This is a genomic window from Arthrobacter sp. Soil763, assembly GCF_001428365.1.
GTDB lineage: Bacteria > Actinomycetota > Actinomycetes > Actinomycetales > Micrococcaceae > Arthrobacter.
Genome location: NZ_LMSH01000002.1, coordinates 1060224 through 1080936 on the forward strand (window position 1 = coordinate 1060224; position 20713 = coordinate 1080936).

Below are 20713 nucleotides of genomic sequence, written 5' to 3' on the forward strand. Positions count from 1 at the left end.
TGGCAGCCGATAGCGTAGAGGCATGCGGTTATTGCACACCTCGGACTGGCATCTGGGCCGGTCGTTCCACGGCGTCGGGATGCTCGATGCGCAGCGTTCATTCATCGACCAGCTCGTCGGCGTCGTCCGCGACCACGCGGTCGACGTCGTCCTCATCGCCGGCGACGTGTACGACCGTGCGCTGCCCGGCGTCGACGTTGTGGGACTGCTCGATGACGCCCTCGTACGGCTCAGCAGCGCCGGGGCGAAGGTGGTGCTGACCAGCGGCAACCACGATTCGGCCATCAGGCTGGGATTTGCGTCCCGGCTGCTGGAGCGCGGGGGAGTGCACCTGCGCACCCGGCTGGACAGCCTGGATGCGCCGCTGCTCCTGCCGCTTTCCGACGCCGGAGCGCCCGACGGCGGGCACGCCGGTGACGGGCCCGTGCTGGCGATTTACGGTATTCCGTGGCTGGAACCGCGGCTGGTCGCCGCGCAGCTCGGAGTCGAGACGGCGAGCCACTTCGAGGTGACACGCGCCGCGACCGAACGCATCCGCGCCGACCTCTCGGGCCGGTCCAGGGACCGGACCGTCCACTCGGTGGTGCTCGCCCACACTTTCGCCAGCGGCGGAATCAGCTCGGACAGCGAACGGGACCTGAGCATCGGCGGCGTCGGCGCCGTCCCCCTGGACCTCTTTGACGGGTTCAGCTACACCGCCCTGGGGCACCTGCACGGCCGGCAGTCGCTTTCCGAGGCCGTCCGTTACTCCGGGTCCCCGCTGGCCTATTCCTTCTCCGAAGCAAAGCACCAGAAGGGCGGCTGGCTGGTGGACATCGATCCCTCCGGCGTCACCGCGGTCACCGAGGTGCACTGGGAGGCCCCGCGCCGCCTTGCCGTGCTCCGCGGGAAACTGGACGAACTCCTCGATGACGCCGGCCTGGCCTGGGCGGAGGACGCCTACTGCCAGGTCACGCTGACCGACCCGCAGCGGCCGAACCAGGCCATGGAGCGGCTGCGCGCCCGGTTCCCGGACACCCTCGTGCTGGGCTTCGACCCCGAAGGTGCCGAGGCCACCGCCAAGACCAGCTACAGCAGCAGGCTGGCCGAGGCCGTGGACGACCTGTCGGTCTGCTGCGGATTCCTCGAACACGTCCGCGGCCGCGGCGCCGACGAGGCGGAATCCGGCCTCCTTGCCGAAGCACTGGAAGCCGTCCGGCTGGAAGGGGTGTCCCGGTGAGGATCCACCGCCTTGAAATTACTGCCTTCGGCCCGTTCGCGGGCACCGAGCGGATCGACTTCGACCGGCTGAGCGCGCACGGGTTGTTCCTGCTCAACGGCGCCACCGGGGCCGGCAAGACCAGCGTCCTGGACGCCATCTGCTTTGCCCTCTACGGGTCGGTGCCCGGAGCCCGGCAGGAAGGCAAACGGCTGCGGAGCGACCACGCGGACGCCGCCACGGAGCCGCGCGTCACCTGTGAGTTTTCCGCCCAGGGCCGGCACTTCGAAGTCTCCCGGACGCCTGCCTGGAACAAGCCCAGCGCGCGCGGCAAGAACGGTTTCACCGAACAGAAGGCCAACACCCTGCTGCGCGAACGGGTGGACGGCCAGTGGCTGGAAAAGTCCGGCCGCAACGACGAGGCGGGCGCGGAGATCACCGCTCTGCTGGGCATGGACCGGGACCAGTTCACCCGGGTCGTCATGCTGCCCCAGGGCGACTTCGCGGCCTTCCTCCGCTCCAAGGCCTCCGACCGGCTGGTGCTGCTGCAAAGCCTGTTCGGCACCCAGCGGTTCGAGGCGGTGGAACAGGAACTGGGCCGCCGGGCGGCCGCCGCCCGCGCCGAAGTGGAGACCCTGAACGGCAGGCTCGGCCTGCTGCTGGCGCAGGCCGAAGCGGAGACCGCGGGCCTCGGGCTGGACCTTGACGCTGCCCCCGGCCGGGACGACGCCGACGCCCTGCTGGCCTGGCTGGCAACCGGGGCGCAGGCGGCCGCGGCCGAACGCCAGGTGGCGGCAGCCGAGGCGGAGCAGCACGCCGCCGGGCTCGCGCGCCGGCTGGAGGACCTGGCCGCCCGCGCCGCGCGGCAGGCCAAACTCGCCGCGGCCCATCAGCGCCGGGCCGATGCCGAAGCCGCGGCCCCGGAGCTGGAGGCCAAGGCCGTCCGGCTGCAGCGGCACCGCAAAGCCGAGGTGCTCGGCGGCCAGTTGCAGGCCCTGGACAGCGCCGAGGCAGCGGCGGAACGCGCCGCAGCGGCCGCCGCCGGGGCAGCAGCGGAACTGCGGGCCGCGGCGCTCACCGACCCGGAACTGGCCGCACTGCCGATGACCCCCGGGGGATCGGGCCCCGACGCCGGACTGGTCGACGGGACGGCCCTGCGCGGTGAACTCGCCCGGCTTCGCTCCCTCCGGGCCGTCCTGGAGGAGCGGCTCCCGGACGAGGAAAAACTGTCCGCGCTCACCGCGCGCGCCGCCGCCCTGCGGTCCGGCGTCGCAACGCTGCAGGAGGCCCGCCGCGCCGGCACCGCGGCGCTGGAGGCCCTCCGGTCCGAGTCGCACGCCCTCGCCGCGGCGCTGGGGCCGCTCGAAGAGCTGGCCGCCGAAGCCCAGCTGCGCGCCAAAGAGGCCGCGGCCGCCGAGGAACTGGTCGCCGTTGTGGACCGCCACGCCGCCGCCGCCGCGAACTGCGCGCGGATCACCGAACGCCACCGCGCGGCCCGGGACACCTTCCAGGACCGCCGCCAGCACTGGCTGGACCTGCGCGAGGAGCGGCTGGCCAACGCCGCCGCAGAACTTGCCGCCCAGCTCCGGCCGGACGAACCGTGCCCGGTCTGCGGCAGCGCCGAGCATCCGGCCCCGGCGCAGGCCGCGGCCTCAGCACTGGCCATCGCCGACGCCGAACAGGCCGCGCAGGAAGCCGCCGACGCGGCCGAGGCCGAGCTGTCGGACCTGGAGCGCGTCCTGCGCGAGGCCCAGCAGAACCTCGCCGTCCTGGCCGCCCAGGGCGGCGACACAGATCCCGACGCGGCCCGCAGCGACGCCGACCGCGCGCAGGAACGCGCCGCCGAAGCCGCCAGGGCAGCCGCGGACCTGGACAGCAACCGCGCCCGCCGCACCGCCCTGGAGGAGGAAATCACTGCCGCGGGGCAGGAACGCGCAGCAGCCGGCGAACAGCTGGCCCAGGCCGAGTCCAGCCTCACCGAGGTCACCGGCCAGGCCGAAGGACTCGAAGCCGCCCTGGCCGGCCTGCGCGCCGGACACGAAAGCCTCGCCGCGCGGTTGGGTTCGGTCCGGGGCGCGACGGCGCTGCTGGAGCGTGCTGACGCGGCCGCCGGCAGCCTGGAACAGGCACGGGAACGCACCGCGGAGGCCAGGACCCGGCTGGAGCTGGCCCTGCCGGAGGCCGGCTTCGAGTCGGCCGCCGCAGCGCGCGCGGTGCTGCTGCCGGCACCCGAAGCCGCGCAGCTGGAGGCCGCGGTGCGGTCCGGCCGCGACGAAGCCGCCCGGCTGGAGGAGCTCTTCGCCAGCGAGGACCTGGCCCTGGCCGCGCGGGAACTCGCCGACGGCGGCGCCGTGGACGAGGCGGGACTGGACCAGCTCCGGACCGAGTCCGCCGGAGCCGACCGCTCCGTCCGGGAGGCGGTCCTGGCCGCCGGGCTCGCCACGAAGTCGGTCCTGGCCCTGGACCGGATCAGTGCCGAGTACGCCGGGCAGGCCGCGGCCGGACGGGAACCGCGGGAGCGTGCGGAGCTGTGGACCGCCGTCGCCGAGTCCGCCCGCGGCGGCGGGGAGAACAACTACCGCATGAGCCTGAACAGTTACGTGCTGGCCGCGCGCCTGGAACAGGTCGCGGCAGCGGCCACCGAGCGGCTGATCGGCATGAGCGACGGCCGGTACACCCTCCAGCACACCGACGCCAGGGCGGCCCGCAACCAGAAGTCCGGCCTCGGCCTGGAAGTGGTCGACCAGTGGACCGGGCAGCGGCGCGACACCGCCACCCTCTCCGGCGGCGAATCCTTCATGGCCTCGCTCGCACTGGCCCTGGGCCTCGCGGACGTGGTGCAGATGGAGTCCGGCGGGGTGGACATCGAAACCCTCTTCGTCGACGAGGGCTTCGGCAGCCTCGATGAGCAGTCGCTCGAACAGGTCATGGACGCGCTCGAAGGCCTGCGCGACGGGGGGCGTGTGGTGGGCCTGGTCAGCCACGTGGCCGAGATGAAGCAGCGGATCACCACCCAGCTCCAGGTGGTCAAGGGACGCAACGGCTCGACCCTGCACATCTCCGACGGCATCCCGGCCTGAGCGGGGCCGGCTCGGGTATAATCGAGGGGTTACCGGGTCGCGCGCATCGGGAGGAGGGACGATGCGCACCACTGAGCGAACCCGGAACCATGAATCCTTCCCAGTCGTCGACGACGTCCCCCGTTACTCCGGCCCCCGCGCCGCCACCCCCCGCCCCCCGCGGCGGCCGCTTCGCCCGGCTGCCGGCGCTGGCCGGCCGCGGCTTTATCCCGCTGGGCCTCTTCGCCCGGCTCCCGCTGGCCATGCTCACGGTCGGGGCCCTGACCCTGGTCACCGCCGTCAGCGGCTCCTACGCCGTGGGCGGTGCCGCCGCCGGCGCCGTCGGCATCGGCTCCGCGCTGGGCGCCCCGGTGCTCGGCGCCCTGGCCGACCGGCTGGGCCAGCGCCCGGTGCTGCTCGTCTCCGCCTTGCTGAACACCGCGGCCGTGGCCGCGCTGATCCTCGCCGCCTACCTGGTCCCGGGCGGACCGGACCTGGCCGATGCCGTGCCCGTCCTCGCCGCGGCGTTTGCCGCCGGGGCGAGCTGCCCGCAGGTCGGCCCGCTCGCCCGGGTGCGCTGGATGGCCCTGAGCGCGGACGGCGGGGGAGCCGGACGCCCTGGTGACCTGGACACGGCCCTGTCCTACGAGAGCACCGCAGACGAGATCACCTTCGTCCTCGGCCCGGCGCTGGTAGGGATCCTCGCCAGCCTGCTCAGCCCCTGGCTGCCGCTCGCCCTCGCTGCCGCCCTCACCCTCACGCTGGTCCCGGCCTTCGCGGTCCACCCCACGCACCGAGCGGTGCCGCGGACCCCCGCCCGCGACCGCCGCGCCGCGCCGGCGGGGCAGCGGCAGGCACCCGGGCAACGGCTGGCCGGCGCCGCCGCCGTCGGGCTTCCGGTCCTGGCGATGGTCTGCATGGGGACCTTCTTCGGCTCGACCCAGACCTCGCTGAGCTCGTTCGCCGCCGGCTTCGCCACGGCGGAGCTCGCCGGCCTGCTGTACGCCGTGATGGGCCTGAGTTCGGCCGCCGCGGCCCTGTCGGTGGCCTACTGGCCCGCCTCGGTCAGCGTCCATGCCCGGTGGCTGGCGTGCGCGGCGCTGATGGCCGGGCTCGCGGGCCTGCTGCTCCTGCCGGCGACGGCGCTGCCGATGATCCTGGTGCTGCTGGTGCTGGGCCTTCCGGTGGGGCCGCTCATGGTCACCGTCTTCGCGATCGGCGGCATGGTCGCGCCGGAGGGCAAGCTGGGCACCGTCATGACGGCGCTGGCCAGCGGCATCGTCGCGGGCACCGCGGTGGGCTCGTCACTGGCCGGCCGGCTCGCCCAGGACCACGGGTATTCGACGGCGTTCCTGGTCCCGGTATGCGCCGCGGCCGCGCTGTTCCTGCTCGGCGCGGCAGCCGCCGTCGTGCTTCGCCGCCGGGCGGCCCGACCAGCCGCCTGAGCCGCCGGCCCGGATCCGCTCAGCCCAGCTGGGCTTCGATCCGCTTCCCGGCCGCCACCAGGGCCGCCGCCACCTCGTCCGGGTCCTGGGCCGCACGGATGTAGACGACGGCCAGGGCCGCCGGACGGCCGCCGGGCACCCGGACCGGCACGGCCAGCGAGGAGACGCCCGGAATCACCTCGTCGTGGCTCGCAGCGAAGCCGAGGCGGCGGGCCTCGGCGGCCTCCGGCCGGTAGGGGATGCCCGGGACCAGCCGGTGCCAGTCCTGTTCCGAGTGCGCAGACTGGATCGCGATGCCGGGGGCGCCGGCGCTGACGGGGTGCCGGGACCCGGGATGCTGGACCACGGCGGGGCCCGTGTGGCGCGGATCGACGGTGACCAGCGTGACGCAGTCCTCGCGGTCCCAGACGGCGATGAAGGCGCTCATGGCCAGGGTGTTCGCCAGCTGGGTCAGTTCGGGCAGGGCCGCGGTCTGCAGATTGCGGGCCACCCCCCGGGCCAGCACGGCCAGGCCCGGGCCCGGCTGGACCCGGCCGCCGTCGTCGCGCACCAGCAGCGAGTGGTCCTCGAGCGTGCGGAGGATGCGGTAGGCGACCGAACGGTGCACGCCCATGGCGTCCGCCAGTTCGGCAATAGTGAGCGGTTCGGCGGCGTCGGCCAGGATTTCGAGAGCCCGGATGCCGCGGGATAGCGTCTGCGACGGCGATGCCTGGGTGCCGGTGTTCGGGGTCATGGGGTCCCTCCTCGGGCCAGGCCGTGGCCGCACGGCGCGGCCGGCGACCGCGGCCGAAGTCTTGTGTTCCGGCTCACAGTACAGTAGCGTTCTATATGGGAACGGTGTGTTCGATTATAGAACACGCGGAGGCGGCCGGCAAGAGCGGCGGCCCCCGGGGCCCGGCGCCACCCAAGCCGGGACAGTCGCGGCCCGCTTATCGCAGCCCGGCCCCCGTCCGGCGCGACGGCGTGGGGATTTCCCCGGGGTGTGTGATTTATCCCACGTTCCGTAGTAAGATCACCGTACTAACTGACCGTTCGATCAGTAATTCACGAGGCATCAAGTTTTACCTTCGCACCCACCGGGCAGTACCACTGCCCCCAGCCATGGAGTTCCAATGACCGCAACTTCAACCGTCGATTCAGCGGCGGGCCCCAGCAGCAAGCACGAGGAACGCAAGGTCCTCGCCGGGACGCTGGTCGGCACCACCATCGAGTGGTACGACTTCTTCATCTTCGCGCAGCTGACGGCGACCCTGCTCTCGCCGCTGTTCCTGGCACCGCTGAACGCGTCCAACCCCGGCCTGGCACAGATCCTGTCCTTCGCCCTGATCGGCATCAGCTTCCTGTTCCGCCCGCTGGGTGCGATCATCGCCGGCCACCTCGGCGACCGCCTGGGCCGCAAGGCCATGCTGGTCTTCACCCTGGTCATGATGGGTGCCGCGACGGCGCTGATCGGCATGCTGCCGACCTACGCCCAGATCGGTTTCTGGGCTCCGGTCCTGCTCATCCTGCTGCGCGTCGTCCAGGGCTTCTCCGCCGGCGGCGAATGGGGCGGCGCTGCCCTGATGGCCGTGGAGCACGCTCCGGTGGGCCGCCGCGGCCTCTTCGGTGCCTACCCGCAGATCGGTGTTCCGGTCGGCATGATCCTGGCTACCGGCCTGCTGTACTTCCTGAACACGTCCATGTCCAAGGAAGACTTCGGCGCGTGGGGCTGGCGGGTGCCGTTCCTGCTCTCGATCGTGCTGATTGTCGTCGGTTACCTCATCCGCCGGGCCGTGGCCGAGAGCCCGGTCTTCAAGGAGATGCAGGAGCGCAAGGAAGAAAGCAAGGCCCCGCTCGGCGAGCTGATCCGCAAGCACAAGAAGGCCGTCCTCTACTCGACGCTGATCTTCATCGGCAACAACGCCGCCGGCTACCTGCTGATCGCCTTCTTCATCTCCTACGCCACCAAGACCCTGAAGATGCCCACCCCGCAGATCCTGCTGGCCACCACGCTGGCGTCCTTCGGCTGGCTCATCTTCACCCTGGTCGGCGGCTGGCTCTCGGACAAGATCGGCCGGGTCAAGACCTTCCTGCTCGGCTACGCGATCGTCTTCGCCTGGATGATCCCGATGTTCGCCCTGATCGACACCAAGAACATCCTGCTCTACGGCGTGGCGCTGTTCGTCCTCACCGTCGGCCTCGGCCTGTCCTACGGCCCGATGTCCGCGATGTACGCCGAGATGTTCCCGGCAAACGTCCGCTACTCCGGCATCTCGATCGGCTACGCCTTCGGCGCCATCCTCGGCGGAGCCTTCGCGGCGACCATCGCCGAGGCCCTGCTGCAGAGCACCAAGTGGACCGGTTCGATCGGTATCTACATCATGATCCTCTGCGTCATCTCCGCCGTCGGCGTGGTGCTGGCCAAGGAAACCAAGGGCCGCCCGCTGGGCGTCAGCAGCCACCACTAGGCGGCTGACGGCCGGCAAGGCCCGAACACAGAAGAGGCACGGACTTTCGTCCGTGCCTCTTCTGTGTTCTTCCGTGTCTTTCCGGGATCTGCTGCCGCCGCCTAGACGGCCAGGAAGTCGATGGCCCCCTGCTTGAAGGCCCGGCTGGTGACGGCGTTGGTGTGGTTCCGGGCCGGCAGGATGAGCTGTTCCACCATGGCTCCGGCCTTCGCGCCGAGCGCAGCCAGGTCGGGCATGGAGGCGGCCCGCTCATCCTTCTCGCCGGCGACCAACAGCATCGGCATCTGCGGGATGGCCTCGGCGGGGTCGAAGGGTTCATCCTTGATGGCCTCGACCAGGGACAGCAGGGCAAAGATGTTGTTGCTCGGCAGCAGCTGCGCCATCTTCAGCAGCCCCGCGGTGGAGGCATCGGCGATCGGCGTACCGTCGGCGAGATACCGCTGGGCCGCGACCAGGTCGAACTCCGCCAGCGGGTCCGCCACGTTCGGGCCGCCCAGCACCAGGCGGTGGACCAGCTCGTGCTGGGTCGCACCGAACTCCCAGGCCAGCCGCGACCCCAGGGAGTAGCCGATCACGTCCAGTCCGGTCGCCGGGTCGCCGTCGCGCAGCGGGCGAGCGCCGGCGTCGAACGCGATCTGCAGCAGGTCAGCACGGATCCGGCTGGGGGAGTAGGAGTCCCGGTCCTCCGGGGCGCCGCTGCGGCCGTGGCCGGGCAGGTCCACGGTGATGACGCGGCGGCCGGCCTCGGTGAGGGCGCCGATCCAGCCGGTGTCCTCCCAGTTGAGCTTGGAGGAGGAAGAAAAACCGTGCAGCAGCAGCACCGGTCGCAGCCCGGCGTCGGCCTTGGGCTCATGCACCGCCACATACAGCTGCGGGTCGGTGCCCTCGACCGTGTGGGAATGCTGTTCGCCGGTATGCCTGCCGCTCATGGTGTCAGTCCTCATCAAGTACGGCGCTCAGGCGGACCCGGCGCTTCGGTGCCTCTTCCGTCGGGACCGTGCCCACGATGCCGGCGGTGTTGTCCGGGACCTCGAACACGATCAGGGGCTCGCCGACATTGATCCTGTCGCCGGGCCCGCCGTGGATACGCACTACCTTACCTGCCTGCGGGCTGGGCAATTCCACCGCCGATTTGGTGGTTTCGACCTCCACGAGCGGCTGGTTGCGCTCCACCTGGTCGCCGGGAGCGACGAGCCATTCGAGCACGGTCGCCTCGATCAGGCCCTCGCCAAGGTCGGGCAGCGGGAAGGAAAGTTCAGCCACGTTTGTACTCCAATACTCGCTGGATGCCGAAGAGGATCCGGTCAATGTTCGGGATGTATTCGTCCTCAAGGTCACCCGAGGGATACGGGACGTCGAAGCCGGTAACACGCTCCACCGGCGCCTTGAGCGTGCTGAAGCAGGCCTGGGTGATCAGCTGCGCCACCTCGGCGCCCAGTCCGGAGGTCAGCGGGGCCTCATGGACGACGACGGCGCGGCGCGTCTTGCGCACGGAGGCGGCCAGGGACGCGGCGTCGATCGGCTTGAGCCAGCGCAGGTCCAGGACCTCGATCTCGATCCCGTCCTCGGCGGCGAGCTCGGCCACCTGCAGGCACCGGGCCACCATGGCGCCCCACGCCACGAGCGTCAGATGCCGGCCCTCGCGCATGACCTTGGCCCCGGTCGGGGCGCCGCCGCCGGCGTCGGCGCTGTCCGTATCGACCTCGCCCTTTTGCCAGTAGCGGGACTTCGGTTCCATGAAGATCACGGGATCCGGCCGGGTGGCCGCGTACTTGAGCAGGTGGTACGCCTCGTGCGGGTTTGACGGCGAAACCACCTTCAGCCCCGGGACGTGGGCGAAGAGCGCCTCGAGGCTTTCGCCGTGGTGTTCGGGGGCACGGATGCCGCCGAAGCTGGGCACGCGCAGGGTGATCGGCATCGGCAGGGTGCCGCGGCTGCGGTAGTTCATCCGGGCGATCTGGCAGACGATCTGGTTGACCGCCGGGTAGGCGAAGCCGTCGAACTGGACCTCGGGGATGGGGTGGAACCCGGCCATGGCCAGGCCCACGGACATGCCCAGGATGCCGGACTCCGCCAGCGGGGTGTCGAAGACCCGCTGCGTGCCGTGCTTGGCCTGCAGCCCGTCCGTGATCCGGAAGACCCCGCCGAGCCGGCCGCAGTCCTCGCCGAAGATGACGGTTTTCGGGTTCTCCGCGAGGACCTCGTCCAGGGCCCGGTTGAGGGCCTGCTGCATGGACATCACGGTGGCCGCGGCCTCGGTCCCGGGGGTGCCGCTTTCCAGGATTGAGTTAGACATGTTCGGACTCCTCGCGCCAGTGGGCGGCCTGGGCCTGCAGGGCCGGGGTGGTCTCCTGGAAGACCAGGTCAAACATTTCGGCGCCGGGCCGGGGACCGAGGGCCTGGATGCCGGTGCGGATCTGTTCCTCCTCGGCCTTGGCGGCGACAAGGGCCTCGGCGAAGAAGGCCTCGTCGGCGATGCCGTCCGCCAGCAACCGCTGCCGCAGCCGTTCCAGCGGGTCGACGCCGGCGCCGTCGCGCTCCTCGTCCAGCGAGCGGTATCGGCCGGGATCGTCCGAGGTCGAGTGCGGGCCGCGGCGGTAGGTCATGGCCTCGATCAGCACGGGTCCGTGCCCGGCGCGGGCGTGGGCAAAGGCGCGGCGGGTGGCGTCGACGACGGCGACGACGTCGTCGCCGTCCACCTGCAGCGCCGGCATGCCGTAGCCGGCCGCGCGGGCGGCGACCGAACCGCCGGCCACCTGGCGTTCGGTGGGGACCGAGATGGCCCAGCCGTTGTTCTGGACGAAGAAGACCACGGGGGCCTTCATCACGGCGGCGAAGTTCATCGCCTCGTGCACGTCGCCCTGGGAGGAGGCGCCGTCGCCGAAGTACGTCAGGGCGACTCCGAGCTTGCCGTCGGCGGGGCCGGCCAGGGTCTGGCCGTGCGCCCAGCCGACGGCGTGCAGTACGGAGCCGCCGACGACGGCCTGGATCGGGGCGAGCCGGGACGCCGCCGGGTCGTAGAGCCCGCCGTGCCAGGTGGCCTTGTGGGTGGACATGTAGCCGACCATGTCCACGCCCATGGTCCGGGCGACGCCCATCTCGCGGTAGGTGGGGAAGACGAAGTCGCGGGTGGTGTCCACGGCGTAGCCGCTTCCGACCTGCGCCGCTTCCTGGCCCAGCTCCGGGGCGTACCCGGGGATGATGCCCTGACGCTGCCAGGCAATGGCGGAGGTGTCCAGGTGCCGCACGGCAACCATCAGGGAGTACAGCCGGCGGAGCTCGGCGGCGCTGAGCGGCCCGGCGTCCCCGCCGGAGGCCGCAAGGGGAAGTGTGTCCATGGCTGTGACCCTAGTCACGGTTTGCATGGTGGGCAATCAGTTCACGGGCCGCTGGCCATTCTGCTTAAAGCTGCCCGCCGGGCCGGGGTCGGCCGTGGCAATTTGTACACCCCTGAACTGCCTGCCTGTCCCGTCTGCCCCCGCCCGCCGCCGCCGTCCTCGGTTGCCCGCTGGGGCCGTCGCGGGGATCTTCACCGGGAAGCAAGCCGGACGCGGGCCGCCTGCCGGACAAGGTGGTCGCGTTCGGCGACGTTCGTTGCCCGGCGGGCAGCTTCGGCGTAGGCCGCGGCCGCGGCGGAGAAATCACCGCCCAGCTCATATAGATGGGCCAGCACGGCATGCCAGCGGTGCAGGTGGCCGAGCCCGTCCTCCAGGAGGTAGGCCTCACGCAGCCCCGCCCGGGCGCCCCGGACGTGGCCTACGGCCACCGCGCGCCCGAGTGCCGCGCCCGGGTTGCGCTGTGCACCGTCGTCGGTGAGTGCGAGGAGGTCGTCGTACCAGGCGAGGATCTGCGGCCAGTCGGTCTCTGCGGCGGTCGCCGCATCATCGTGCAGCGCGGCGATGGCGGCCTCGATCTGGTATCTGCCGTGGCGTTCTGCAGCCAGCGCCGACTGCAGGACGCGGACGCCTTCGGCAATCTCTCGTTTGTCCCACAGTCCGCGGTCCTGCCGCTCGAGGGTGATGATCCGGCCCTCGGGATCAAACCGGGCCGGGATCCGGGCGTGGTTGAGGAGCATGAGGGCCAGCAGCCCGCGCGCCTCCGGTTCTTCAGTCACGAGGGTGAGCTGGCGGGCGAGCCGGATGGCTTCTTTTGCCAGGTCGAGGCGGCCGGCGTGGCCGCAGGTGTAGACGAGGTAGAGCACATGGAGGACCACACCGAGGTCGCCTGGCCGGTCAAAGCGCTGCCCGCGCAGGGCGCGCCTGGCGCGGCTGATCCGTTGCGCCATCGTCGTCTCCGGAACGAAGAAGGCGTCGGCGATCTCGCGGGTCGTGAGGCCGCAGACAGCGCGGAGGGTCAGGGCCACCTGGGAGGCAGGCGTAAGGCCGGGGTGGCAGCAACAGAAGAGTAGAAAGAGCGTGTCATCGCCCTCCTCTGGCAGCGTGGACGCCGGCTCCCCGCCGGCGGACGCTTCCCGCCGGTGACGGGCTGCCTCGCTGCGGCGGAAATCGATCAGGCGCCGGGTGGCAACCGTGGTCAGCCAGGCGTGCGGTTCGCGCGGCGGGTGTTCGGGCCACACCCGCAGCGCTTCCAGCAGCGCCTCCTGGACCGCGTCCTCGGCCGCGTCGAAGTCCTCTCCCCGCCGCACCAGGCCCGCGAGCACCCGCCGGACGAGGGCGCGCAGGGCACCCTCGTCCAGCGCCCCTATCGGATCGATGGCCACGCCCGGTCAGTCGTTCGAGGGTGCCCCGGACATGACCTCACGGATGTCGATCCACTCGTATAGGGGCTCGCCGCCCGGACCAGGCTCGGAGGAGACGAAGGCGGCGAGTTCGACCGCGCGCTCGTAGGAGTCCACGTCGATCATGTACCAGCCGGCGACCAGGTCGCTGGTTTCAGGAAGCGGGCCGTCGGTAGTGACGGGCGCGGCGTCCGGGCCCCCGTAACGAACCCAGGTGCGCTCCGGGGTGAGCGCCTGGGCGTCGACGTACTCGCCGTTCTCCTCGAGCACCTCGCTGACGTGCCGGAGGAAGGCCATGTGCGCCTCCACGTCCTCCGGCGCCCACCGGTCCATCGGAGGCACGCTGCGGTGCGGTTCCGGACCGCCGCGGTAATGCTTGAGGAGCAGATACTTCGGCATGGTGATCTCCAATCCTGGGGCCGCGCCTATCGCGGCCGATCACATGGTGAGCGGAGCGGGGAGGCGCTTCTCGACATCGATCGACAATCTAGCGTCAATAAGATGCTTCAGGGGAGTCCCGGCCAAGGTCCGCCGGCCGGACCTGGTTGCCGCCGGTCAGTTTGTGCCGCGGCGTGCCTTGACTAAACGTGTGCCGAGCCAGCTCGCGGCGGCCATGGCGGCAATCAGCGCCAGGGTGCTGAAGAGCTGCTTGCTGCTGTCCGGGCTGCTGAAGCCGACGGCGAAGATGAGTGCCAGCAGCACCAGGCCGAAGATGGTGATGGCCGGGAAGCCCCTCATCCGCAGCGGCAGCGCGGTGCCGTCGCGGTCCGCGCGGCGCCGCAGGATGAGCTGGGACACCAGGGCCGAGCCCCAGACCACCAGGCAGGTCGATCCCACCAGCTGGAAAAGCGCGGGCAGGATCCGCTCAGGGAACAACAGCTCCAGCACGGCGGCGAGGAACCCGAACGCCACCGAGATGCTGACCGCCGCCACGGGCACGCGGGCCTTGTTCAGCCGGGACAGGAAGGCCGGGGCCTCGCCACGCTGGGACAGCGAATAGGCCATCCGGGAGGCGCCGTAGAGGTTGGCGTTCAGCGCCGAGAGCAGGGCGACGACGGCGACCAGGGTGATCGCGGCGCCGGCGCCGGGGATGCGGGCCAGGTCCAGGACGCCGGCGAAGGGGGACTTGAGCGCGTCCGAGGTCGAGGGCAGCACGGCGGCGATGACGAAAACCGAGCCGATGTAGAAGACCAGGATCCGCCAGACCACGGTGCGGATCGCATGGCCCACGCTGCGCTCGGGGTCCTCGGTCTCGGCCGCGGCGACGCTGACGATCTCGGTGCCGCCGAAGGCGAAGATCACCACGAAGAGGGCCGTGGCGACGCCGCCCAGGCCCGCCGGGGCGAAGTCGGAGGTGAGGTTGGCCAGTCCCGGGCTCGGTACCTCCGGCAGCCAGCCCAGCAGCAGGGCGGTCCCGATCGCGAGGAACAGCAGGATGGCCACCACCTTGAGGATGGCGAACCAGAATTCGAATTCGCCGAAGTTCCGCACGCCGGCGAGGTTGATGGCGGTGAAGACCGCCATGAAGACCAGCGACAGGGCCCAGACGGGCACCACCGGCCAGATGGTGAAAAGCAGCCCGGCCGCCCCCAGCGCCTCGGCGGCGATGACCACTACCAGCTGCAGCCACCAGAGCCAGCCCACCGTGGCGCCGGCGGTCTTGCCCAGTGCCTTTTCGGCGTAGACGGAAAACGCGCCGCTGGTGGGATTGGCCGCGGCCATCTCGCCGAGCGCCCACATGACGATGATGATCAGGGTGCCGGCAACCAGGTAGGAGACCAGGACGGCGGGACCGGCGGCCTGGATCCCGGCCCCCGATCCGAGGAACAGGCCCGCGCCGATGGCGCTGCCGAGTCCCATCATGGTGAGCTGGCGGGGCTTCATGTTGTGGCCGAGGTGCAGGGACGGGTGCTCCGCGGCGGACTTCGTTGTCATGCTGGCGAACCTTCTTGTGGTGGGGTGGCGTCCTTTTGGGACCATTCGAATTTACCGCCCCCGGAGGCCCTCTCCGTGCGGGCGGCGTGAGAACATGGGGGCAAGTTGTTCCCCTTCCGGCGCGAATCACGGCGATTTGTGCGGCCGGATCCCCGCAGGCAAGGAAACCGGCGTGAACGTTGACCCGCTCGATGCAAAGATTGTCCGATTCTTCACGGACTTCCCCCGGGCGTCTGTCCTGGAGGCGTCGCGGGTGCTGAAGGTCGCCCGAGCCACGGTGCAGTCGCGGCTGGACCGGATGCAGGACAGTGGGGTAATCGCTTCCTGGGTGCCGCAGCCGGACCCGGCGCGCTTCGGCTACCCGGTGGTGGCCTTCTGCTCCCTGACCATCAACCAGGACCTGGGCCACGACGCCGTCGTCGAGGCCCTGGCCAAAATCCCGGAACTGATCGAGATCCATACCGTCTCCGGCAGTTCGGACCTCATGGCCCGCATCGCCGCCCGTTCCAACCCGGACCTGCAGCGGGTGCTGGATGCGATGATCGCCACCCGGACGGTGCTGCGCTCCTCCTCGGTGATCGTGCTCAACACCCACTTCGAGGGCCGGACCCTGCCCCTGCTGGAAGCCGCCGCGCAGGGCCAGTAACCCCGACGCACGCCGGCCTCGAGGTGCCGCGGCAGCCCGTCGCGGCGGGCATTCTCTTTTGCGCCCGGGTTTCGGACTGGCGCGGCGCTTTCGGACGGGCGCACCCCGGGCCCGGGGTGCGCCCGTCCGAAACCGCCGCGGAAATCCAGAACCCCCGCGGAATTCCGTAATGCGGCGGGATGCCTGGTCCGTAGACCACCCGCCCACGGTCGCGGCCGTGAGCCCCGGGGGCGCCGCACGGCGGCCGGAGCGGAAGTCGTAGACCTGCAAGTTTTGCTCGCGGGCATGGCGGCGCGTGCCCGTTGTGCCGCCCGTGGGCACGGTGGCGGCAGGGCCCCTGAGCAGCTCAGCCGCAATATTTTGCACCCCGCGGACGCGGACGTATCATTAGTTCTAGTCAAAGTGACTATAACTAGTCCGGCGGTAGGGCCGGACCCGTCCGGCCGGTCCCCGCAGGAACGGTTCGGGCCCCTGAAAGCGGGGTCGATCACCGTCTACACCTCTCCAGCCAACGTCTCGGAGCGCCGCCTGGCGCCGCCGTCGCTGGCCATCTCCACTGTGATCTTCGCGTTGCGCCCCTCCGAACGCTCCGGCCGGCCCACGCTCTGGATCCCGCTGGTACGCCGCATCCGGGAACCCTTCAAGGACATGTGGGCGCTCCCCGGCGGTCCGCTCAGCCACGACGAGTCGCTGCAGGATGCGGCGTCCCGGAACCTGCGCGACACCACCGGGCTCACCCCGCGGTACCTCGAACAGCTGTACGCCTTCGGCGGCCTGCACCGTTCGCCCAGCCAGCGGGTGGTCTCGATTGTCTACTGGGCGCTGGTCCAGCCCACCGAGGCCGCGCTCGCCGACGAGTCCGAAAACGTCCGCTGGTTCCGGGCCGACGGCCTCGGCGACCTCGCCTTCGACCACAACACGATCGTCGAGTACGCGCTCTGGCGGCTGCGCAACAAGCTCGCCTACGGCTCGATCGCCTACCACCTGCTCGGCGAGTACTTCACCCTCGCCCAGGTCCGGGAGGTCTACGAGGCGGTCCTGGACCGCGAACTGGACCCGGCCAACTTCCGCCGGCAGATCAAGGCCGCCCCGGAAATCGAAGAAACCGACGAATACCTCCAGGGCGGCAAGCACCGCCCGCCCCGCCTCTACCGCTTCACCGGCCGCCCCGGCCTCGACCCAGACAACAGGAGCACCTCATGAGCAGCGTCAACACGGCCATCCAGCTGATCACGCGCGAACAGGCCACCGGCCAGGCGGCGGCCGCAGCGGCAGGCTCCACCTGCAGCCCGGCGTTGGCCCGCGGCCCCTGGGACTTCGACGCCGCCGAGGCCCGCGCCGGTGTTCCGGCGTACGGCCCCGGCGCCTCCGCAGCCGACGTCGCACCGCCCTCGACCCCGCGGCAGGGCCGGCTCCCGGAGGAATACCGCCTGGCCACCGACGCCGAACTCGACGCCCGGATCCGGGCCGCCAAGGCGTCGCTGGGGGAGCGGGCCGTCATCCTGGGGCACTTCTACCAGCGCGACGAGGTGGTGGAATACGCCGACTTCGTAGGCGATTCCTTCCAGCTCGCCAACGCGGCCCTGACCCGCCCGGAGGCGGAAGCGATCATCTTCTGCGGCGTGCACTTCATGGCCGAAACCGCGGACATCCTCTCCGGACCGGAGCAGGCGGTGATCCTGCCCAACCTCGCCGCCGGCTGCTCGATGGCGGACATGGCGGACATCGATTCGGTCACCGAATGCTGGGAACAACTCGAAGAACTGTTCGGCACCGAGCCCGACGCCGACGGCCGGGTCCCCGTCATCCCGGTCACCTACATGAACTCCTCGGCCGCGCTCAAGGGTTTCTGCGGCGAACACGGCGGGATCGTCTGCACCTCCTCGAACGCCGCGACGGTGCTCGAGTGGGCGTTCGAGCGCGGCCAGCGGGTGCTGTTCTTCCCCGACCAGCACCTGGGCCGGAACACCGCCAAGGCCATGGGCGTGCCGCTGGAGCAGATGCCGCTGTGGAATCCGCGCCAGGACCTCGGCGGCAACGATGAGCAGGTCCTGCAGGACTCCCGGGTCATCCTCTGGCACGGCTTCTGCTCGGTGCACAAGCGCTTCACCGTGGCCCAGATCGAGAAGGCGCGCGCCGAGTACCCGGGCGTGCAGGTCATCGTGCACCCGGAGTGCCCCATGCCGGTGGTGGACGCCGCCGACGCAGCCGGGTCCACCGACTTCATCCGCAAGGCCATCGCCGCGGCCACCGAGCCGACCGTCTTCGCCGTCGGCACGGAGATCAACCTGGTCAACCGGCTGGCCGCCGAGTACCCGCAGCACACCATCTTCTGCCTCGACCCGGTGATCTGCCCCTGCTCCACGATGTACCGGATCCACCCGGGCTACCTCGCCTGGGTACTCGAGGCCCTGGTCCGCGGCGAGGTGGTCAACCGGATCACGGTGGCCGACGACGTCGCGGCCCCCGCCCGGATTGCGCTCGAACGCATGCTGGCGGCGCGGCCGTGACCAGGCGGCTCGTCGTCGTCGGCAGCGGGATCGCCGGGCTGTACGCGGCACTGGTCGCCTCCGATCCCGGCGCCGGGGCCGGTAACGGGGCCGGGGCCGCCGAGGTGGTGCTGCTGACCAAGGGCACACTCGAGGAGTCCAACACCTTCTTCGCCCAGGGCGGGGTGTCCGCCGTGCTGGGCCCGGACGAGGCCGCCCCGGGCGACTCCGTCGCGGCGCACATCGCCGACACCCTCGCGGCGGGAAACGGCCTGAACGACCCCGAAGCCGTGCGGGTGCTCTGCACCGAGGCCGTCCGGGACATCGCCGCGCTGCGCCGCTACGGGGTCGCGTTCGACCTCGGGCCCGACGGCGCGCCGCTGCTGGGCCTGGAGGCGGCCCACTCGGCGGCGCGCATCCTGCACGCCGGCGGCGACGCAACCGGAGCCCGCATCGCCCGCGGCCTGGTCGCCGCGGTGCTCGAACGCGCCGTCCAGGGCCGGCTGCGGGTCCAGACCGGCACCTTCGTGGCCGAGCTGCTGACCGGCCCGGCGGGCACCGTCACCGGCGTCGCCTACCTTGCCGGCGGCCGGCGGGGGCGGCTGGATGCCGACGCCGTGCTGCTCGCCACCGGCGGTGCGGGCCGCCTGTTTGCGCGGACCAGCAACCCGGCGGTCGCCACCGCCGACGGCCTCGCGCTCGCCTGGCGGGCCGGTGCCGCAGTCCGGGACCTGGAGTTCTTCCAGTTCCACCCCACCACGCTGGCAGCCGCCGAGGTCCCCGGCGGACCGCCCCCGCTGCTGATCTCCGAGGCGGTGCGCGGCGAGGGCGCGCTGCTGCTCGACGCCGCCGGGCACCGCTTCATGCCGGACTACCACCCGGCCGCCGAGCTGGCCCCGCGCGACGTCGTCTCCCGCAGCATCGCGCTGCACCTGGCCGCCACCGGCCAGCCGGCCGACAGCCCCGTCTACCTCGACGCCCGCGGCAACGAGGCTGGACGCGGCAGCGGCTTCCTCGCCCGGCGGTTCCCCGGCATCACCGCGGCCACCCGCGCCGCCGGCTACGACTGGACCAGCGAGCTGCTGCCGGTCTCTCCGGCCGCGCATTACTGGATGGGCGGCGTGTCCACGGACCTGGCCGGGCGCACCAGCGTTCCGGGCCTGTACGCCGCCGGGGAAGTTGCCCGCACCGGTGCCCAGGGCGCCAACCGGCTGGCCAGCAATTCGCTGCTGGAGGGGCTGGTCTTCGGGCGGCGCGCGGTCGAGGACTTCCTCGGTGGCGGATCGGGCTGGACGTCCGTTGGGGCGTCGTCCGACGCCGTTCCTCCGCGTGCTAGCTCGGCCGCGGGCGGCCTCCCTTTGACGCACACTTCCGGAACGCCATCGAACGACGGTGGGAAGCCAGCCCTGGGTCCTGCTCGGAAATGTCACCAAACGCGTTTTCCCGATGGTGTTGTGAAGTCTGGGCCGGAGTCCGATCCCGAGCCGTTTTCGCGGGAGGCTCTTGGGCGGTTGATGACCGCAGCCGCCGGGGTGCTTCGCTGCGGGGCCGAGCTTGATGCCGCCGCGGAGCAGCTCGCTGCCTGGGCCGCCGTCGTCCGGCCGGAGACCGTGCCGGACACCACGGATCCGCGGGAGCACGAGGACCGCAACCTGCTGCTGGCCGCCCGGCTGCTGGTGGACGCCGCCCGGGCCCGGACAACCTCCCTCGGCGCCCACCACCGTACCGATTCCGCAGCGGCAGATACCGCCGGCAGCCCTGCCGCCATGCCGACCACCCGTCCAGAGCAAAGGATCCCCTCATGACAGCACCCGCCCCGGCCCTGCACGCCGCCCCGCCGGCCATGGACCTCGCCAGCACCCTGCCGGCGGCCGCCGTCGACGCCGTGCTCCGCGCCGCGCTGCAGGAAGACGCGCCCTACGGCGATATCACATCCCAGGCCCTGATTCCGGCCGGTGCCCGTGCCACCGCGGTGCTCGCCGCCCGCGTCCCCGGGGTCTTCAGCGGCGGGGAGGTCTTCGCCGCCGCGATGCGGCTCGCTGACCCGGACGCCGTCGTCGAACTGCTGGTGGCCGACGGCGCCGCGTTCGACGCCGGGAGGGCACTGGCCCGGGTGAGCGGCAACGCCCGCGCCGTGCTGCTGGCCGAACGGGTGGCGCTGAACCTGGTGCAGCGGATGAGCGCCATCGCGACCCGCACCGCCGAGTTCGTCGCGCTGGTGGCCGGCACCCGGGCGCGGATCGCCGACACCCGGAAGACGACGCCGGGACTGCGGGTGCTGGAGCGCTACGCGGTGCGCTGCGGCGGGGGAGCGAACCACCGCTTCAGCCTCTCGGACGCGGTCCTCGCCAAGGACAACCATCTGGCCGTGCTCACCGGCGGGGACCCCGGAAAGCTCACCGCCGTACTCCGGGAGGCGAAGGCGCGGCTGGGGCACACCACGCACTTTGAGGTGGAAGTGGACAGCATGGAGCAAATCGAACCGGTCCTGGCCGCCGGGGTGGACACCATCATGCTGGACAACTTCTCGCTGATGGAGCTCGCCGACGGGGTGGGGCTGGTGGCCGGACGCGCCCGCGTCGAGGCCAGCGGCAACGTCAGCCTCGCCACCGTCGCCGGCATCGCCGCGACCGGGGTGGACATCATCTCGGTCGGCGCGCTCACCCACAGCGTCACCGCCCTGGACCTGGGGCTCGACGTCGAACTGGGCGCCGGTGCGGCCGGCCCCGGCGTCCCGGCGGACGGCTGAGGACTGC

At 71.6% G+C, this 20713-nt stretch carries 17 protein-coding genes and 1 pseudogene; 9 read left to right on the forward strand and 9 right to left on the reverse strand.

The window, feature by feature from the left end; translation table 11 throughout:
• Positions 1-22: 22 nt before the first annotated feature.
• The 3 genes from ASG71_RS08565 (at position 23) to ASG71_RS08575 (ending at position 5702) form a co-directional block, all read left to right on the forward strand.
• Positions 23-1219, forward strand: a complete 1197-nt coding sequence (locus ASG71_RS08565; RefSeq protein WP_056738211.1) for an exonuclease SbcCD subunit D — start codon at positions 23-25, stop codon at positions 1217-1219.
• On the forward strand, positions 1216-4278 hold the full coding sequence (locus ASG71_RS08570) for an AAA family ATPase (RefSeq protein WP_056738212.1): 3063 nt from the start codon (positions 1216-1218) through the stop codon (positions 4276-4278). Before ASG71_RS08565 ends, ASG71_RS08570 begins: the two co-directional genes overlap by 4 nt.
• A gap of 89 nt (positions 4279-4367) precedes the next feature.
• Positions 4368-5702, forward strand: a complete 1335-nt coding sequence (locus ASG71_RS08575; protein ID WP_056738213.1) for an MFS transporter — start codon at positions 4368-4370, stop codon at positions 5700-5702.
• Between the two features lie 19 nt (positions 5703-5721).
• Here ASG71_RS08575 and ASG71_RS08580 read toward each other — a convergent pair whose 3' ends face one another.
• Positions 5722-6435, reverse strand: coding sequence for an IclR family transcriptional regulator (locus tag ASG71_RS08580; protein ID WP_056738214.1), 714 nt, complete (start codon positions 6433-6435; stop codon positions 5722-5724).
• A gap of 379 nt (positions 6436-6814) precedes the next feature.
• On the opposite strand from ASG71_RS08580, the gene ASG71_RS08585 reads away from it, so the two are divergent.
• Positions 6815-8149 (forward strand): MFS transporter, encoded by a 1335-nt coding sequence (locus tag ASG71_RS08585; protein WP_056738215.1) that lies wholly within the window; start codon positions 6815-6817, stop codon positions 8147-8149.
• A gap of 101 nt (positions 8150-8250) precedes the next feature.
• Here ASG71_RS08585 and ASG71_RS08590 read toward each other — a convergent pair whose 3' ends face one another.
• The 7 genes from ASG71_RS08590 to ASG71_RS08620 all read right to left on the reverse strand — a co-directional run bounded on the left by ASG71_RS08590 (position 8251) and on the right by ASG71_RS08620 (position 14822).
• Positions 8251-9078 (reverse strand): alpha/beta fold hydrolase, encoded by an 828-nt coding sequence (locus ASG71_RS08590; RefSeq protein WP_056738216.1) that lies wholly within the window; start codon positions 9076-9078, stop codon positions 8251-8253.
• 4 nt (positions 9079-9082) lie between these two features.
• Positions 9083-9412 (reverse strand): biotin/lipoyl-containing protein, encoded by a 330-nt coding sequence (locus ASG71_RS08595; RefSeq protein ID WP_056738217.1) that lies wholly within the window; start codon positions 9410-9412, stop codon positions 9083-9085.
• Entirely contained in the window at positions 9405-10445 is a 1041-nt protein-coding gene (locus tag ASG71_RS08600; RefSeq protein ID WP_056738218.1) for an alpha-ketoacid dehydrogenase subunit beta, read from the reverse strand. The genes ASG71_RS08595 and ASG71_RS08600 overlap by 8 nt, the downstream gene beginning before the upstream one ends.
• The gene (locus tag ASG71_RS08605) at positions 10438-11487 is read right to left on the reverse strand and encodes a thiamine pyrophosphate-dependent enzyme (RefSeq protein WP_056738219.1); all 1050 of its coding nucleotides are present in this window, start codon (positions 11485-11487) and stop codon (positions 10438-10440) included. The genes ASG71_RS08600 and ASG71_RS08605 overlap by 8 nt, the downstream gene beginning before the upstream one ends.
• A gap of 191 nt (positions 11488-11678) precedes the next feature.
• A complete protein-coding gene (locus tag ASG71_RS08610; protein WP_235563956.1) occupies positions 11679-12869 on the reverse strand; it encodes an RNA polymerase sigma factor in 1191 nt (396 codons plus the stop codon).
• Between the two features lie 6 nt (positions 12870-12875).
• A complete protein-coding gene (locus ASG71_RS08615) occupies positions 12876-13286 on the reverse strand; it encodes a YciI family protein (RefSeq protein WP_056738220.1) in 411 nt (136 codons plus the stop codon).
• Between the two features lie 156 nt (positions 13287-13442).
• Positions 13443-14822, reverse strand: coding sequence for an amino acid permease (locus tag ASG71_RS08620; RefSeq protein WP_056738221.1), 1380 nt, complete (start codon positions 14820-14822; stop codon positions 13443-13445).
• Between the two features lie 172 nt (positions 14823-14994).
• Here ASG71_RS08620 and ASG71_RS08625 point away from each other — a divergent pair, with 172 nt between their 5' ends.
• Entirely contained in the window at positions 14995-15468 is a 474-nt protein-coding gene (locus ASG71_RS08625) for an Lrp/AsnC family transcriptional regulator (RefSeq protein WP_056738222.1), read from the forward strand.
• 198 nt (positions 15469-15666) lie between these two features.
• Here ASG71_RS08625 and ASG71_RS16910 read toward each other — a convergent pair.
• Positions 15667-15762: pseudogene (locus ASG71_RS16910) on the reverse strand (HAD-IB family hydrolase); the annotation flags it as partial.
• A 192-nt stretch (positions 15763-15954) separates the two neighbouring features.
• On the opposite strand from ASG71_RS16910, the gene ASG71_RS08630 reads away from it, so the two are divergent.
• Genes ASG71_RS08630 through nadC form a run of 4 tightly spaced genes read left to right on the forward strand, consistent with a single transcriptional unit; the run spans position 15955 to position 20706 of the window.
• On the forward strand, positions 15955-16671 hold the full coding sequence (locus ASG71_RS08630) for an NUDIX hydrolase (protein WP_056738661.1): 717 nt from the start codon (positions 15955-15957) through the stop codon (positions 16669-16671).
• Positions 16668-17978 (forward strand): quinolinate synthase NadA, encoded by a 1311-nt coding sequence (nadA, locus tag ASG71_RS08635; RefSeq protein ID WP_056738223.1) that lies wholly within the window; start codon positions 16668-16670, stop codon positions 17976-17978. Before ASG71_RS08630 ends, nadA begins: the two co-directional genes overlap by 4 nt.
• Positions 17975-19762 (forward strand): L-aspartate oxidase, encoded by a 1788-nt coding sequence (locus ASG71_RS08640; protein ID WP_056738224.1) that lies wholly within the window; start codon positions 17975-17977, stop codon positions 19760-19762. The genes nadA and ASG71_RS08640 overlap by 4 nt, the downstream gene beginning before the upstream one ends.
• The gene (nadC, locus tag ASG71_RS08645) at positions 19759-20706 is read left to right on the forward strand and encodes a carboxylating nicotinate-nucleotide diphosphorylase (protein WP_056738225.1); all 948 of its coding nucleotides are present in this window, start codon (positions 19759-19761) and stop codon (positions 20704-20706) included. Before ASG71_RS08640 ends, nadC begins: the two co-directional genes overlap by 4 nt.
• The last annotated feature ends 7 nt before the right edge of the window (positions 20707-20713 follow it).

Excerpts from the sequence above, each read along its gene's own strand:
- ASG71_RS08605 (WP_056738219.1), bottom strand. The coding sequence starts at position 11,487 with ATGGACACACTTCCCCTTGCGGCCTCCGGCGGGGACGCCGGGCCGCTC.
- ASG71_RS08590 (WP_056738216.1), bottom strand. The coding sequence starts at position 9,078 with ATGAGCGGCAGGCATACCGGCGAACAGCATTCCCACACGGTCGAGGGC.
- ASG71_RS08620 (WP_056738221.1), bottom strand. The coding sequence starts at position 14,822 with ATGACAACGAAGTCCGCCGCGGAGCACCCGTCCCTGCACCTCGGCCAC.
- ASG71_RS08615 (WP_056738220.1), bottom strand. The coding sequence starts at position 13,286 with ATGCCGAAGTATCTGCTCCTCAAGCATTACCGCGGCGGTCCGGAACCG.
- ASG71_RS08575 (WP_056738213.1), top strand. The coding sequence starts at position 4,368 with ATGAATCCTTCCCAGTCGTCGACGACGTCCCCCGTTACTCCGGCCCCC.
- ASG71_RS08585 (WP_056738215.1), top strand. The coding sequence starts at position 6,815 with ATGACCGCAACTTCAACCGTCGATTCAGCGGCGGGCCCCAGCAGCAAG.
- nadC (WP_056738225.1), top strand. The coding sequence starts at position 19,759 with ATGACAGCACCCGCCCCGGCCCTGCACGCCGCCCCGCCGGCCATGGAC.
- ASG71_RS08600 (WP_056738218.1), bottom strand. The coding sequence starts at position 10,445 with ATGTCTAACTCAATCCTGGAAAGCGGCACCCCCGGGACCGAGGCCGCG.
- nadA (WP_056738223.1), top strand. The coding sequence starts at position 16,668 with ATGAGCAGCGTCAACACGGCCATCCAGCTGATCACGCGCGAACAGGCC.
- ASG71_RS08580 (WP_056738214.1), bottom strand. The coding sequence starts at position 6,435 with ATGACCCCGAACACCGGCACCCAGGCATCGCCGTCGCAGACGCTATCC.
- ASG71_RS08565 (WP_056738211.1), top strand. The coding sequence starts at position 23 with ATGCGGTTATTGCACACCTCGGACTGGCATCTGGGCCGGTCGTTCCAC.